Origin of the sequence: Nocardiopsis sp. MG754419 (assembly GCF_018207095.1) — a bacterium.
Lineage (GTDB): Bacteria > Actinomycetota > Actinomycetes > Streptosporangiales > Streptosporangiaceae > Nocardiopsis.
In genome coordinates, this window is sequence record NZ_QOCZ01000175.1 from 1 (window position 1) to 15,538 (window position 15,538).

Below are 15,538 nucleotides of genomic sequence, written 5' to 3' on the forward strand. Positions count from 1 at the left end.
CCCGTTCTCCGGGGGGCGTCGCCGGCCGGTGCCCCGGATCGGGCCCCGAACGCGACGACGGGGCCCGCGCCGTGGTGGCGCGGGCCCCGTTCCGTCGTTCCCAGGGGTGCGGGGGTCTACTTCCGCTTACGGCGGACCGCCCAGGCGACCACGCCGACGGCGATGACCGCGCCCACCCCGGCCACCAGGATCAGCGCCTCGGGAGGCAACTGCCCCCGCGACTGGTAGGTGGTCACCACCTTGTCGTCGCCCTTGAGCACGATGCTGCCCTCCTCGGGCTGCACCAGGCGGCTCTCCACACGGACCGCGCCGCCACCGACGACCAACGCGCGCGCCTCGTCGAGGATCCGGGTGCCGCGCTCCTTGACCTTGGCGACCTGTCGCTTGGCGATGTTGGTGGGATGGGCCTGGACGCTGAGCTCGTCCAGGGTCTCGGCCAACCGGCGCTGTTCACGGTCGATCTCGGCCTGGATCTCGGCAGCGGTCTGGCGCGGTTCGGTGTCGCGTCCCGTCATAGGGTGCCTCTCTCCACTAGCGCACGATTGTCTGAGAGTCCGAGTCCGAGCCGGTGTCCCGACCCTGTTCCTCCGCGCCGTCGGACGGACCGGAGAATCTCAGCGCGCCATCGATTCCGTCGACCACGCGGAAGAAGTCCCGCGTGGACAACCACAGTTTATAGATGATGGCGATCTCGAAGGCGAGGAGCAAAACACCGACGAACGCGGTGATCCAGCCGATCACGGGCGGTCCGAACAGGACGGCCGCCACCGGAGCGAGCATGAAGACGGCCACCTGGAACTCGATCCCGCCCACCAGGTGGGTGCGGATCCGTCGCGCGTTCAGGGCCGCCCAGAACCGCTGGTACCAGGGGAAACGGCTCCGGAACTCCTGGTGCAGGTCGACCTTGGGCAGGGTCAGGTCCGGCTGTTTTCCGGCGGTGCGCTGGTTGCGCGCCTCGCGCTCGTTCTGGCTGCGCAGGATCTGTTCCAACACGCCGATGCCGTGTCGCAGGACCGCCTGTTCGCCGCCGTCGCTCATCGTTCGACCACCGCGACCGGTCGCCTCGCCCGTGTCGTCGCCCCCGGGCTCCAGCATCGACAGGGTGGCCCGGGCCCGCTCCAGCGCCGCCGCCAGGTGCGAGCGCATCTCCCGGCGCACCTTGTACACCTGGAGCGCGTTCAGGTAGCGGAGCATGTCCAGGAAGACCACGACCAGGGCCAACCACACGAACGCCACGTGCCCGGTCTCGCGGTACTGGCCCCCCATGAGGGCCACCACGCACACCAGGACGCGGAACCGGTCGGACACATAGTCCATCCAGGCGCCGAAGATCGTCTCCGTGCCGGTGAGCCGGGCGAGCTTGCCGTCGACGCAGTCCACGAGGAAGCACACGTAGTACAGGGCGGCGCCCAGGAGGAGCAGTTGCCAGTACCCGAACGCGAAGCACACGGCCGCGCCCAACCCGAGGAAGAGCGCGACGACCGTCAACTGGTTGGGTGTGATGGAGGTGCGACCGGCGATCGACCGGACCAGCCGGACCGCGATCGGATCCACCAGGTAGACGGTCCACCAGGAGTCGCGCTCCTTGAGGGTGCGGGCCCTGACCTCGTCGAGTGTGAATCCGGACATCGGCGCGAACTACTCCCCAAGAGAAACGGATGTGCTCCGGCCCGGCGGTGAGGCCGGGCATGCCGTCGGGTCACCGGCGACCCGCGCACGCTACGGCATGAGGGCGAGAACAGGCCAACCGAGAGCGTTCGGTCAACAATAGGTGATCAGACCGTGGGGCACCTCCCAAAGCGGATGAACCGAACCGGAATCGCAACCGAAGCACCCTCATCACCCCCGGCCACCGCCACCGATGCGTCCGCGTCCGCTTGCCCGAGTGACCGCGGCATCTCGTACTGTGAGGCGTGCAGAACACGGACCGGCGACGCCCGGTCCACCGGCGGCAGAAGGAAGACACCACGTGAGCGAGACCATTCGACTGGAGCCCGGGGACCAGGCCCCCGACTTCACCCTCAGCGACGCCGACGGCGCATCCGTCACCCTGAGCAAGGTCCTGGCCGACACCGGCAAGAGCGTCGTGCTGTACTTCTACCCGGCCGCGATGACCCCGGGGTGCACCACCGAGGCCTGCGACTTCCGGGACAACCTCACCGAGTTCGCCGACGCGGGCTTCACCGTCCTGGGCGTGTCCCCCGACACGTCCGACAAGCTGGCGAAGTTCCGGGACAAGGAGAGCCTGACCTTCACCCTGGTCGGCGACCCCGAGAAGGACACCCTGCGGGCCTACGGCGCCTTCGGGGAGAAGAAGAACTACGGCCGCGTCGTCCAGGGCGTCATCCGCTCGACCATCATCGTCGGCACGGACGGCAAGGTGCTCAAGGCCTTCTACAACGTGAAGGCCACGGGCCACGTCGACCGGATCAAGCGCGAACTGGGCGTGTGATCCGGAGTCGGTCGTCCGGTCGCCACAGGGCCGGACGGCCGGTGCCCCCGGGCTCCCCCGACCTCGTGATCCCGGTAGAGTGACCCCGTCGGGGCCGTAGTCCAACCGGCAGGAGACGGCAGCTTTAGGTGCTGTACAGTGCGGGTTCGAATCCCGCCGGCCCCACTTCGACGCAGGCGGTCGACGCCCCTGATCCGTGTTCCACGGTCAGGGGCGTTCGTGCGCCAGGCCCCCGGACTCGGCGGGACCGGTCTCTCGCGGGACAGGGGCCCTACAGGCCCAGCAGGGCCCACATGACCAGCGCGAGCAGGGCGATCACGCCCAGGCCCACACCCGCGACCACGGGAAGGCGGCTCTTCTCCGCGTGCTTACCGGGGCTGGTCAACCCCAGGGTGTCGGCGGACTCGCGGATCGACATCATGATCGAGTTCATCGCCTCGGGGCTGTGCCGCAACCGCTCGCTGATGGACTCCGCCAGTACCTGCGCTCCGGCGCGGAAGTGCTCCCGAGCGGACTCGCGTTCCTCGGGACTCTCCTCCGAGTCGTCCTGAGGGTGCCCCTCACCGGCGTCGGCGGTGACCGCGCGGGCGGCGGCGGTGGCGGTCGGCAACCCCGTGGTCCCCTGCGCGGGCTCCTCCCGCGACCAGGGCGCCAGCGCGGCGATCCGCAGCATCTTGGCCGCGTTCTCCGCGGTCAGCCGCTCGGCCGGCTCCACCTTGAGCAACCCGGCCAGCACCGGGGCCAGGGGCCCGGCGTTGGTGGCCTCTTTGGGCTCGTGCAGGGGCTCCTGACGCAGGATCTTGATGTAGCCCTTGCGGTCGTAGGGCGGGTAGCCCTCGACCGCGGCGTACAGGGTCGCCCCCAGGGACCAGAGGTCGGACTCGGGCCCCACCGGGCCGGCCTTGGCCCGCTCCGGCGGGATGTAGGCGGGCGATCCGATGATGCGGCCCGAGGCGCTCAGCGCGGACTCGCCGTTCCAGGCGGCCAGCCCGAAGTCGGTGAGCACCACGCGTCCGGCGGCGCTGATCATGACGTTCTCGGGTTTGACGTCGCGGTGGACGATGCCCTCGCCGTGCGCCACCTGAAGGGCGTCGATGAGGTGGAGACCGATCTCGGCGACCCGCTGGTAGGGCAGGGGCCCGCCCACCTGGATGATCTCCTCCAGGGTGGAGGCCTCCACCAGCTCCATGACGATCCACGGCCGCTCGTCCTCGTCCACGACGTCCAGGACGGTGACCAGGCTGGGGTGGGTGAGACGACCGGCCACCCTCGCCTCGCGGGTCGTGCGCTGCAGGAGGGTGTCGCGCTCGGATCGGCTCAGGTCCGCGGGCAGGCGCAGCTCCTTGACCGCCACCTCACGCTTGATGACCAGGTCGGTGGCGCGCCAGACCGTACCCACACCGCCCCGGGCGATCTCCGAGGTCAGCTGGTAACGCCCTTTGAGCAGCCGACCGACGGGCTCAACCACAGCGGCGTCCGGACGCGCCGAGTCGAGCGACGGCTCGGGCCGCTGCGTGTGGGGGTTTTCTAGGGAGGACACGGTTATCCACGGGTCCATTCACCGGCCATGGTGGCCTCCTGCGGAGCATTGCGGTCGCTGTCACCACGTAGGTGCACGGATCACTCGTTATACCAGCATGACGTCGGCAGCACGCCGCCGGTTGACCGATGGGTGACACATAGGTTCGTTTTCGTTATGTCCGAGCAGGGGCGACGCATTCCGTGAGGAGGATCTCCCTTGCCGACCCTTGACTCGGACGTGGGTTTCGTGCACGCGCCGAAGCGCGTGCACGAGACCCGGTGCCTCAGCTCCAGAGGGACTCGGGAGAGCGCACCTCGACGGGTCCGACCCCGGCCTGGGTGAGCGGCTCACGGAGGCTGTCGGCGTCACCGACCACCACCACGACCGCTTCCTCGGGACGCAGGTACTCGACGGCGGCCGAGTTCAGGTCCTCCGCGGTGAGCTTCTCGTAGCCGGCCCGGACCCGGTCGACGTTGTCGTCGGGCAGGTCGTGCATGACGATGTCCACCAGGGCCCCGGCGACCGAACGGGCCGTGGAGTAGCTGACCGGCAGGCCGACGGTGTTGGACTCGCGGACGGTGGCCAACTCGTCCTCGGTGACACCGTCCTCGCGCAGCTTGGCGATCTGCTCGAAGGAGGACGTGACCGAGTGGGCCGTGGTACTGGCCTCCACCTGGGTGCTCGTGAAGAACACGCCGCTGTCCCGACGCAGGTCGAAGCGGCTCCCGGCGCCGTAGGTGTAGCCCAGACGCTCGCGCAGCTCCATGTTGAGGCGCGAGGTGAACATGCCGCCCAGGACCTCGCTGATGCCCTCGGCACGCGGCAGGTCCACCTGCGAGCGGGAGGGCGCCCGGTGGGCGATGACCAGGGCGGACTGCACCGAACCCGGGCGGTCCACGATGAGCACGCGGGGCAGCTCGCCGGGGGGCGGCCCCGGCTCGGTGCTCCGGCGCTCGGGGACGGCGGCGGCGTCACCGAAGACACCGCGACCCAGCTCCTCCAGGTCGACCCCGGCGAGGTCGCCGACGACCACCAGGGTGCCGGCGACCGAGGCGAGGGAGTCGGCGTGGAAGGCGGCCACCCGCTCGGGGGTGATGTCGGCGAGCTTGATCGGACCACCCGCCAGCGGGGTGGCGTAGCGGCCCGTGAACAGCTGGCCGCCCAGGCTGCGCATGGCCAGGGTGGAGGCGGAGGCCGCCTCCAGCCAGAAGCGCTCCAGGAGCTGCTCGCGGCGGCGGATGATGTCGTCGGGGTTCAACGCCGGGCGACGCACCGCGTCGTTGAACAGAAGCACGGCCTCGTCGAGGCGGCTGGTCGGTGCGTCCAGGCCGGTGATGAAACCGTCCCAGGTGACGCGGGAGATCCACTCGGCGCCGTACCGCTCCAGGGCCGGGGCCAGCGAGCTGTTGCCGTCGGGGCCGTCCTCCAGGACCTCACTGGTCAGGGCGCTGACACCCAGGGCGTCGAGGGGCTCGACGGCACCGCCGCCGGGAAGGATGAGGCGGAGCGAGATCAGTTGCTGGCCGGGCAGGTCGACGGCGACGACGGTGCCATTGCCGACACGGACGCGCTGAGGCTTGGGAAAGGTGTAGGACGCGACGGCGCCGAGGTCCGGACGGGTCTGCTGCATGCTGCGGCTCTTTCTGTGGCTGGGTTCGACGGGACCTGCGGTCACGAACGGGGGGCGTTGGCGACGGTGTCGGCCTCGGCCTCCACCTCGGACGCCTCCGCCTCGGCCTCGGGTTCGGGGTCGAACCGCACGACCAGCATGTTCCCGTCCACCAGCAGGCGCTCGGCGGCGGCACGGACCTCTTCGGCGGAGATGTCCGCCCAGCGACGGGGCCACGTGTAGGCGAGCTCGGGGTCGTCGAACAGCTGGGTGCAGCTGCCGATGGTGTCGGCCAGTCCGGCGGGGCCGGCGATGTGGTGCAGGTGCTCGCGCTCCAGGACGGCGCGGGCACGGTCGAGCTCCTCCTCGGAGACACCGTCGGCGAGCTTGGCGATCTCCTCGCGGATGGCCTTCTCCAGGACGTCGCCGTCCACGTTCTCGCGGGCGAGCATGTTCACCAGCAGCAGGCTGTCGGTGTAGCGGAACGGCAGGATGTCCGCGGCGCCGCCGCCGTCATCGGCGGCGATGGGCCGCTCCACGACCAGCGACCGGTACAGGCGGCTGCCCTGGCCCTGACCGAGCACCGCGGAGGCGAGCTGGGCGGCGTCGTGCTCGCGATCGCCGTAGGCGGGGACGCGGAAGCCGATGAACACGCCGGCGGCCGGGACGGTCTCGGTGACGGCGTCGCGCACCGGGCCGCCCAGCGGGGAGCCCAGGGAGGGGTCGGGGACCTCGGGGACCTCGTCGCGCGCCGGGATCGGACCGAAGTACTTCTCCACCCGGGCCAGGACGTCGGCGGACTCCAGGTCGCTGACGACGGTGAGGACGCAGTTGTCCGGACCGTAGTGCAGCTTGTGGAAGGACTTGACGTAGTCCAGGTCGGCGGCGTCCAGGTCGGCCATGGAGCCGATGGTCGGGTGGTGGTAGGGGTGCCCCTCCGGGAAGGCCAGGCGCAGGATGCGCTCCAGGGCCGTGCCGTAGGGCTGGTTCTCGTAACGCTGGCGACGCTCGTTCTTGACCACGTCGCGCTGGTTGTCGAGGACCTCCTGGGTCATGCCCTCGCGCAGGGTGGCCAGGCGGTCGGCCTCCAGCCAGAGGATGAGGTCCAGGGCGTGGGTGGGGACCGTCTCGAAGTAGTTGGTGCGGTCGGTGGAGGTGGAGGCGTTGATGTCACCGCCGAGCCGCTCGACCGCGTCGAAGTGGTCGCCCTTGTCGGTGTTGCCGGTGCCCTGGAACATCAGGTGCTCGAAGAGGTGGGCGAACCCGGTGCGCCCGGGCACCTCGTGACGCGAGCCCACGCCGTACCAGAGGTTGACCGCGGCGACCTGTCCGGTGGAGGCCGGCGCGGTCACCAGACGCAACCCGTTGTCCAGCGTGTACTGCTCGACCCGTCCCGACGTTTCCATGGTGGTCACCTGCGCATGCACCCCATCAAGTTGCGTTGACTGCTTCACCGAGTACGACTGTATGGCCTCGGGGCACTGTGGGGACACGAGGTTCGGGTAATCCGTGGGGGTTTTCACCGACCTCGGGAGGCCGTGACGGGAGGGCCGCGACGCCGGTGGCCGCCCGCGCGTGAGGGGTCGGGTGTCGGTGGGGTGTCGATAGGGGTGTCGGCGGCCCGGACGACGGTCGGGGTACCGAGGGGTCACCGCGCCCGGAGGTCCGGTGCCCGCATCGGTGAGGCGTCGCCGCCGGGATCTCCGGGGCGCGTCGCGCTCAGGAGCCGGAGCGGTACTCGGTGGTGTCCATCGACGCGGCGATCTCGTCGTAAAGGGCGTCGTACTGGGCGTCGACCGACCACACGTAGAGGAGCACGTCGCTCTCGGGCAGGAACCACATGCGCACCTCGAAGGAGTCGCCGTTGGCGCAGGTGACGTCCCAGATCGAGTGGTGGGACTTGAGTCCGTCGGCGTGCTCGAAGACGTTGCCCGTCTCGCTGGCGAGATCCGCGCTCTCCACACCGATGTTCCCGGAGGCCGCGGTGTTGAGGCTGCGGCAGCCGTCGGTGTCGTCCGCCCAGCCGTTGTCGTCGTGGAAGGCGTCGTCCTTCTTCGGCCAGCCGTCCGGGTGGCCGGCGGCCTGTCTGGGGACCAGTTCGACCGAACCGTAGGCGCAGGCGCTCTGCCCGGGCGGGGTCAGACACGCCCGCCCGCCCTCGTTCTGGATCTCCCAGTCCTCGGGGGCCTCGATCGACACCCCGGCGACCTCGACGGCCTCGTAGCCCTCCGGACCGGGCGGGTCGATCGCGGGCATCATGCCGCTCTCGCCACGCTCCAGTTCGACCTCCTCGGGAGACCCGGAGCCGCAGGCGCCGAGGGTCAACAGGGCCATCGTCGCGACCGCGGCCGCCCGGCCGCCCCTTCGCACACGTCGCCGCACCTGGTCCGTCGCGCCCGCCATCGTCCGTCCCGCCCTTCTCTACGGTCTCCGTCACCGCGGTTCCTCGACGGTTCGGAGCACAGTCGACCTTAGCGTCCCCCGCACGCTCACCGCACAGGGGAACCGTCGCGACTACGCTGGGTCCATGGTGGACCTCGCGAAGATCACTGAGCCCTTGTCCCTCAACCGTTTCGGCCCGCGCTCCCACGGCCCGTTGGTGCTGGAGCTGGACCTGACGGAAGGGGTGGTCGACGAGTCGCCGGGCGACCCCCTGAGCCAGCTCATGAACCGGCGCAAACAGCAGTACCTGGAGGTCCTGGAAGGGATCCGCCGGGGCGCACGCGACCCCGGTGTGGCCGCCCTCATCGTACGGGTGGACGCACGGCACCTGGGCCCGGGCAAGGTGCAGGAGCTGCGCGACACGATCGCCGACTTCCGCGCCACCGGTAAGCCCGCGGTCGCCTGGGCGGACACCTTCGGCGAGGTCGGCGACGGCAACCTGTCCTACTACCTGGCCACCGCCTTCTCCCGGATCGCCCTGTCCCCGACCGGCCTGGTGGGCCTGAGCGGCCTGATGTCCCGCGCCACGTTCTACAAGGGTGCGCTGGACAAACTCGACGTGAGATTCGAGGGCGGGGCGCGCCACGAGTACAAGAACGCGATCAACCCCTACACCCAGACGGCCTACACCGACGCGCACCGCGAGGCGATCGGTCGGATCATCGAGTCCATGAACGACCAGGTCGTCGAGGCCGTCGCCACGACCCGCGGACTCACCACCGAGCGGGTGCGCGAGCTCATCGACACCGCCCCGATCCTGGCGCGGGAGGCACTGGAGGCCGGTCTGGTGGACCGGCTCGCCTACCGGGACGAGGTCTACGCCGACCTCTTCGCGCAGGTGCGCGGCGAGGAGGAGAAGTCCCCCGAGCCCGCGCTGCAGTTCGTCGTGCGCTACCACCGCAGGCACACCGCGCCGCCCAAGCCGAAGTTCGTCGACGACGGGGACCACATCGCGCTGATCTCCGCGTCGGGCGGCATCACCCTCGGCCGGAGCCGTCGTTCTCCGCTGGGCGGCGCCGTGATGGGGTCGGACACGGTCTGCGCCGCGTTCCGCGCCGCCCGTCAGGACCCACGAGTCAAGGCCGTGGTGTTCCGTGTGGACAGCGGAGGCGGCTCGGCGATCGCCTCGGACCTCATCCGTCGGGAGAGCCAGCTGACCCGTGAGGCGGGCAAGCCGGTCATCACCACGATGGGCGACATCGCCGGCTCCGGCGGCTACTACGTGGCCCTGGGGTCGGACGCGATCGTGGCCCAGCCCGCCACCATCACCGGGTCCATCGGCGTGCTCACCGGCAAGCCGGTGCTGGGCGCGCTCAAGGAACGTTTCGGCATCACCTCGGACTCGGTGCGCCAGGGCGCGCACGCCGCGATGTTCGACTCCGAGGAGGGGTTCAGCACGTCCGAGTGGGAGCGGCTCAACACGCTGCTGGACACCATCTACGAGGACTTCGTCGGCAAGGTGGCGGCGGCGCGCGGTCGCACCTGGGACGAGATCCACGCGGTGGCCAAGGGCCGGATCTGGACCGGCGCGGACGCCGAGGAGCGCGGCCTGGTCGACGAACTGGGCGGCGTGGCGACGGCGGTCCGACTGGCCCGCGACCGGGTCGGCGCGGGGGCGCTGCCGGTGCGTTCGTTCCCGCGCACGCACCCGCTGGACCGGCTCCGCCAGCACGAGTCCAGCGAGGACCTGGCCGCCGAACCACAGACAGTCCTGAGCGCGTGGGGTCCGCTGGAGCACATGGCCGCCCGGCTGGGCCTGCCCGCCGCCGGTCCGTTGAGCATGCCGGGGACGTGGGAGATCCGTTGAGTGTCGACGGTGACGCCTACCTGAACGCCATGACGATGTTGCCCACCGGGGTGACGGTGGTGACCATCGCCGACGGGCGCGACGACATCGGTGCCACGGTGAGCGCGCTGGTGTCGGTGTCGGCGCGTCCCCCGGTGGTGATGCTGAGCGTCGACGCCGAGGGGTACGTGGCGGAGGTGGTCGAGGAGGTCGGCGCCTTCGCGGTGAGCGTGCTCTCCGCCGACCAGCGCGCCATGGCCGGACGGTTCGCGGCCGAGGGCCGCCCCAGCGCACGTCTGTTGGTGTCGGGGCACCCGCACCATCGGGGCGCGCACACCGGCGCGCTCGTCCTGGACGAGGCACTGGCCGCGCTGGAGTGCACGGTGCGTCAGAAGGTGGAGGTCGGTGACCACGTGGTGTTCTTCGCCGACGTGGTGGGCCTGCCCGAACCGGCGGCGGATCGCCGGGCGCCCGCGATGGTGCGCTGGGCCGGCCGCTACCACGCGGTGGAGCCCTGACCCGGACACGGGAACACGGACGCGGGGCGGGGCCGATCGGCCCCGCCGGAAGTGGGCGGTCAGGTACGCCGGATCGGGTGTCAGCCCGGTGATCAGCGCGAAGGCGTCACTGGCCTGGTGGACGGCCATCCCCCCACCGTCGAGCACCGCGCAACCGCGCTCGGCTGCCACGGTGAGCAGGGCGGTGCGCAGGGGACGGTAGACCACGTCGGCGACCCACACCCCCGGATGCAGGGACTCCGGTTCCAGGGGCAGTCCCGGGTGGTCGGCCATCCCGGTGGGGGTGGCGTGCACCAACCCGTCCGCCGCCTCCAGGTACCGCGTGAGGTCCCCATGGTCGCCGGCGCGCAGGTCGGCGTCGGGGAACACCCCCGACAACCGGTCGACCAGGGTCACCGCGCTGTCCGGGGACACGTCCACCACCGTCACCTCCCGGGTGCCGGTGCGCAGCAGCGCGTAGGCCACGGCCGCGCCCGCTCCCCCGGCCCCGAGGAGCACGACCCGCTCGCGGCGCGCCTCGGGGAGCCCGCGCCGCAGCGCCTCCGCGAAGCCCGACCAGTCCGTGTTGTGGCCGATGGCCCCCTCCGCTCCGAAGACCACGGTGTTCACCGCGCCCAAGGCGGCGGCGTCCGCCGAGAACCCGTCCAGGGCGGGCATCACCAGGCGCTTGCACGGGTGGGTGATGTTGAGCCCGTCATAGCCCAGTCGGCGCGCCGACTCCACCAGCTCCCCCACCGCGTCCGGCGCCAGCCGCAGGCGGTCGATGTCGATCGTCCGGTAGACCAGGCGCCGTCCGAGTCGGGCCGCCTCCCGTTCGTGCATGGAAGGGGTGAGCGAGGGGCCGATCCCCGCGCCGATCAACCCGACCAGGTAGGACCGTTCTCGTGCGTCGACGTTCACCGTCGTCCCCGTCCCACCCTCGTACGTCCTCGTCATCGCGCGGCCTCCGCCCGCTGCGCGGCCATGCGCACGGCGCTGTTGGCGGCCCCGTATCCGTCGTAGCCGCCGCTGCGCTGGACCACCTCGAAGAACAGCCGCCCGTCGACGGTGGCGGTGTAGAAGTGCCAGAACTCGCCGTCGTCGTCCCGGTCGTAGAGCACGCCGTTCTCCCGCATGCGCTCGCGTGTGTCGGGACGCAGGTCGGTGCGGCAGGCGAGGTCGTCGTAGTAGTTGTCCGGGATCGGCAGGGGGTCCACCCCGGCGGCCCGCATCGCCTCCGCGGCGGCGAAGACGTCGTCGCAGGAGAGCGCGATGTGCTGGGCACCGCCTTCGGCGTCGGCGCGGGCGCCGCGGCTCAGGACGGACACGTTGAGCACCACGCGCGGCCCACCGTCCCGACCGGCCAGGGCGCGGCTGCGGACCAGCCCGTCCGGCGCGGCCATCTCCACGTTCTCGTCCGGGGTGAGCCCGAACAGGGAACGGTAGAAGAGCGAGGCCTCGTCGAAGTGGTCGAAGGGCTGGAACAGGCCGACGTGGTCGATGGTGACCGGGCCGGCGGCGACACCCTCGACCCGGTCCCGACCCACGGGCGTGGAGAAGTCCGCCGTCCAGTCGGGCGACCCCTCCCCCTCGGCGCAGAAGAACACCGCGGTGCCGTCGGGCGCGGCCACCGCGTGCAGGTCCGACTCGGCCGGGTCACGGCGACGGGGCAGCGCCGGTGCGAGCAGGCGCCCGGCCCTGTCCACCGCGCCCTCGGGGTCGGGAACGGCCACGCCCAGCGCGGTCACGGACGCGGGCCCGTCCCAGGTGTGCCCCAGCCGGGGGTCGGTGGAGTTGAGCAGGAGGCGCGCGTCGCCGTGACGCCACAGCTGCACGGGCTTGGAGCGGTGGTCGTGGGTGTGCGCGAAACCCAGCGCGGACAGGATCGTGCGCACCCTCCGCGCCGACTCGACCTCCGCGGCGACCTCCACGAACGCGTAGCCGGAGGGACGCGTGGGCGCGGGGAGCCGACGCAATTCCACCGTCGGCCGCGGGCCCTCGGGGGCCCGGCCCAGGGAGTCCTCCAACAGGGTCAGGGAACGCATGGCGTCGGCCGCCGTGCGCCGCGCGTCCGAGGCGCGGAACACGTCGTTGAAGACCTCCAGCGACAGCGGGCCGGTGTACCCGGCGGCCAGGACGTGGTCGGTGAACCCGGTCAGGTCGAACCCGCCCTGACCGGGGAAGCACCGGTAGTGCCGGCTCCACTGGAGCACGTCCATGGCCATGCGGGGCGCGTCGGCCAGTTGCAGGAAGAAGATCTTCTCGCCGGGGATGTCCCGGATCCCGGCCGGGTCGTCGTCCCGGGACAGGATGTGGAAGCTGTCCAGGCACACCCCGAGCGAGGGGTGGTCGGCCATCTCGACGATGCGCCAGGAGTGCGCGTACCTGTTGACCGCCCCACCCCACGCCAGTGCCTCGTAGGCGACGCGGACCCCGAAGCGTTCGGCCGTCTCCGCCAGGCGCCGCAGCTGGGCCGCGGACCGGGCGTCGTCGTCCACCGCGTCCGGCGCGGCGTTGGAGCAGACCAGGATGGTGTCCGCGCCCAGTTCGACCATGAGCGCGAACTTGGCCTCGGCACGGCGCAGGTTCCGCTCCAGTCGGGCCTCGTCCACCCCCTCGAAGTCCCGGAACGGTTGGTACAGGTCGATCCCCAGCCCCAGCGACCCCGCCAGATCACGGACCCGGCGTGGTCGCAGGGGCGAGGCGATCAGGTCGTTCTCGAAGATCTCGACGCCGTCGAACCCGGCGTCGGCGGCGGCCCTGAGCTTCTCCTCCAGGGTTCCGCTCAACGACACCGTGGCGATGGAACGACGCATGGTGGTCCCCCGTCTTCCTTCTCGTGCGTGCGTACGCGGCGTGTGCGTCAGGACCCGGCGTGCAGGGACTCGTAGAGCTCCCGCTGCTCGGTGTCCAGGTGGTCGCTGAAGTACGCGCGGGACCGGTCGCGGAAGGTGTCGACGTCGACGTCGTCGACGACCTCCAGGGCGCCGCTGTCGGCCCACTCCTGGAGGATCTCCGCCTCCGCCTCCTCGATGCAGGCGCGGTTCTCCTCACGGACGTCGCTGACCGACGTCTGCAGGGCCTCCTGCTGCGCCTCGTCGAGCCCGTCCCAGCTCGCGCCGGAGATGACGATCATCTGTGACCCGACCTGGTGGCCGGAGAGGCTGATGTGGCTCTGCACCTCGTCGAAGCTGTCCGCGGACACGGTGGGGATCGGGTTCTCCTGGCCGTCCGCGGTGCCCTGCTGCAGGGCGAGGTAGACCTCCTCGAAGGCGACGGTGGTGGGGGTGGCGCCCATGGCCTCGGCGTTGGCGAGGTAGATCGGCGAGTCGGGGAACCGCATGCGCAGTCCCGCGAGGTCCTCGGGGGTCCGGATCGGCTGGTTGGCCGTGAAGTGGCGGTCGCCGAAGTACCAGACGTCGAGGATCCGCACCCCCGTGGCCTCCTCGAAGTCGGCCTTCAACGCCGCGGAGTCCTCGGAGTCGAAGTAGGCGAACATCTGGTCGACGTCGTCGAAGGCGTAGGCCGCGTCGAGGACACCGATCGCCTCGTGGGCCGAACCGAGCGCGGCCGAGCCCTGAACGTCCATGTCGATGTCGCCGGACATCACCGACGCGAAGGTCTCGGTGTTGTCGCCGAGTTGGCTGTTGGGGAAGGTGTCGACGGCCAGGCCGACACCGGCCTCATCGACGCGTTCGGCGACCAGGTCGATCCCGCAGCGGGTGTGCGGGTGGTCGGTGGTGTAGCTGTTGGCGAACGACAGGGTGACGTCGGCGTCGGAACCGCCGGCGTCGCCACAGGCGGTCAGGCCGAGGACCAGAACGGAGGCGAGGGCCGTCCAGCGGTAGGGGTGAGACATGGGGAGCTCCCTGGGTGGGTCGATGCGGTGGGAAGGCGGGGTGGTGAACGGGTAGGGGCGCGCGGGCGGGAACCGGGTCACAGGCCCAGATACCGGGGCAGGAAGAGGACGAGGTCCGGTGCCACGGTGAGCAGGCCCAGCACCACCAGCAGCGGGATGAGGAACGGCGCGGTGCCCCGGAAGACCTCGTGCATGGGTGTGCGGGTGGCCGAGCCAAGGACGAACAGGACCCCGCCGATCGGTGGCGTGAGCAGGCCGATCATGAGGTTGACGATGACGATCACCCCGAAGTGGACGGGGTCGACGCCGAACTGCACCGCGATGGGCAGCAGCACGGGCACGGTGATCATCAGCGCGGCGATGGGCTCCAGCACGGTGCCGATGAGGATGAGCACCAGGTTGACCAGGATCAGGAAGACGATCGGGTTCTCGGTGAAGTCGAGCAGGAAGGACGCGATGTCCTGCGGCACGCGTTCGCGCGCCAGGATCCAGCCGAGGAGCCCGGAGGCGGCCAGCACGATCGCGATCGACGCGGTGGTCGTGGCGGTCTCCACGGTGATCCGCCACAGCGAACGCGGGTTGAGCCTGCGGTAGAGGAAACCGAGGGCGAGCACGTAGGCGGCGCCGACCGCGGCGGCCTCGGTCGGGGTGAAGAAGCCGCCCAGGATGCCGCCGATGAGGATCACGGGGGCGCCGAGCGGACCCAGGACCCGCAGGGTGGCGGTGCGCGCCTGGGCGAGGGTGGGCCGTTCCTCCACCAGTTCGGGGCGCTTGCGACCCCACAGGTAGACGGCGATGGCCAGCCCCGTCGCGACGAGGAACGCGGGGACGACGGCGGCCGCGAACAGCGCGGCCGTGGAGACCGCCGCGACCGAGGCGTAGACGATCGCCGGGATGCTCGGCGGCATGATCGGGCTGATGAGGCTGGAGGCCGCGGTGAGCCCGAGGGCGAAGCGGCGTGGGTAGCCGCGGTCGGTCATCGCGGGCACCTGCATCTTGCCCATGCCGGCGACGTCGGCCAGCGCGGTGCCGCTGACCCAGGAGAAGCCGACGCTGACGCCGATGTTGACGTAGCCGAGTCCGGCGCGCACCCGCCCGAGGAGGACCTGGGCGAAAGCGAAGATGCGGTCGGCGATACCGGTGTGGTTGGCGGCGACGCCGACCATGATGAACAGAGGGATGGCGAGCAGGGGGAAGCTGTTGATCTCCTGGGCCGCGGTGCGCAGGGCCAACCCGCTGGACTGCCCGCTGGAGGCCATGTAGACCAGGCAGGGCGCGAGAATGGCGAAGGCGATCGGCACGCGCAGTGCCAGCAGCACGACGATCCCCAGGATGACGAGTCCGGCGCTCATCGGGTGGGCTCCTCGGGGG

The 15,538-nt window shown here is 71.0% G+C and carries 12 protein-coding genes, 1 tRNA gene and 1 pseudogene; 4 read left to right on the plus strand and 10 right to left on the minus strand.

Annotation, left to right across the window (positions count from 1 at the left end):
* Positions 1-116: 116 nt before the first annotated feature.
* On the minus strand, positions 117-515 hold the full coding sequence (locus DSY14_RS24305; RefSeq protein WP_211718944.1) for a DUF3618 domain-containing protein: 399 nt from the start codon (positions 513-515) through the stop codon (positions 117-119).
* A 16-nt stretch (positions 516-531) separates the two neighbouring features.
* A complete protein-coding gene (locus DSY14_RS24310; protein ID WP_211718945.1) occupies positions 532-1,629 on the minus strand; it encodes a CDP-alcohol phosphatidyltransferase family protein in 1,098 nt (365 codons plus the stop codon).
* Between the two features lie 340 nt (positions 1,630-1,969).
* On the opposite strand from DSY14_RS24310, the gene bcp reads away from it, so the two are divergent.
* Positions 1,970-2,452: a thioredoxin-dependent thiol peroxidase gene (gene bcp / locus DSY14_RS24315; RefSeq protein WP_211718946.1), complete on the plus strand. Its 483-nt coding sequence runs from the start codon at positions 1,970-1,972 to the stop codon at positions 2,450-2,452.
* A 90-nt stretch (positions 2,453-2,542) separates the two neighbouring features.
* Positions 2,543-2,617: transfer RNA gene (locus tag DSY14_RS24320), tRNA-Leu, on the plus strand.
* Positions 2,618-2,723: 106 nt separating this feature from the next.
* On the opposite strand, the gene DSY14_RS24325 is transcribed toward DSY14_RS24320, so the two are convergent.
* The 4 genes from DSY14_RS24325 to DSY14_RS24340 form a co-directional block, all read right to left on the minus strand.
* Positions 2,724-3,920 carry a serine/threonine-protein kinase gene (locus tag DSY14_RS24325; RefSeq protein WP_211718947.1) on the minus strand — a complete coding sequence of 399 codons (1,197 nt, stop codon included), beginning with the start codon at positions 3,918-3,920 and terminating at the stop codon, positions 2,724-2,726.
* 337 nt (positions 3,921-4,257) lie between these two features.
* Entirely contained in the window at positions 4,258-5,604 is a 1,347-nt protein-coding gene (locus DSY14_RS24330; RefSeq protein ID WP_211718948.1) for a pitrilysin family protein, read from the minus strand.
* Between the two features lie 41 nt (positions 5,605-5,645).
* Positions 5,646-6,989, minus strand: a complete 1,344-nt coding sequence (locus DSY14_RS24335; protein ID WP_211718949.1) for a pitrilysin family protein — start codon at positions 6,987-6,989, stop codon at positions 5,646-5,648.
* Between the two features lie 313 nt (positions 6,990-7,302).
* A complete protein-coding gene (locus DSY14_RS24340) occupies positions 7,303-7,986 on the minus strand; it encodes a hypothetical protein (protein WP_211718950.1) in 684 nt (227 codons plus the stop codon).
* 124 nt (positions 7,987-8,110) lie between these two features.
* Between DSY14_RS24340 and DSY14_RS24345 the strand changes: the two genes are divergently transcribed.
* Positions 8,111-9,832 carry a S49 family peptidase gene (locus DSY14_RS24345; protein WP_211718951.1) on the plus strand — a complete coding sequence of 574 codons (1,722 nt, stop codon included), beginning with the start codon at positions 8,111-8,113 and terminating at the stop codon, positions 9,830-9,832.
* Complete coding sequence (locus tag DSY14_RS24350; RefSeq protein ID WP_374224050.1) at positions 9,829-10,329, plus strand: flavin reductase family protein; 501 nt, start codon at positions 9,829-9,831, stop codon at positions 10,327-10,329. Before DSY14_RS24345 ends, DSY14_RS24350 begins: the two co-directional genes overlap by 4 nt.
* A gap of 57 nt (positions 10,330-10,386) precedes the next feature.
* Here DSY14_RS24350 and DSY14_RS24355 read toward each other — a convergent pair.
* The 4 genes and pseudogenes from DSY14_RS24355 to DSY14_RS24370 form a co-directional block, all read right to left on the minus strand.
* Positions 10,387-11,265 (minus strand): annotated as a pseudogene (locus tag DSY14_RS24355) (shikimate dehydrogenase); the annotation flags it as partial.
* Positions 11,262-13,124 carry a bifunctional sugar phosphate isomerase/epimerase/4-hydroxyphenylpyruvate dioxygenase family protein gene (locus DSY14_RS24360; RefSeq protein WP_211718952.1) on the minus strand — a complete coding sequence of 621 codons (1,863 nt, stop codon included), beginning with the start codon at positions 13,122-13,124 and terminating at the stop codon, positions 11,262-11,264. The gene DSY14_RS24360 and the pseudogene DSY14_RS24355, both read right to left, overlap by 4 nt.
* Positions 13,125-13,171: 47 nt before the next feature.
* Positions 13,172-14,167, minus strand: coding sequence for a DctP family TRAP transporter solute-binding subunit (locus DSY14_RS24365; protein WP_211718953.1), 996 nt, complete (start codon positions 14,165-14,167; stop codon positions 13,172-13,174).
* A 77-nt stretch (positions 14,168-14,244) separates the two neighbouring features.
* The gene (locus tag DSY14_RS24370) at positions 14,245-15,519 is read right to left on the minus strand and encodes a TRAP transporter large permease (protein WP_211718955.1); all 1,275 of its coding nucleotides are present in this window, start codon (positions 15,517-15,519) and stop codon (positions 14,245-14,247) included.
* Positions 15,520-15,538: the final 19 nt, after the last annotated feature.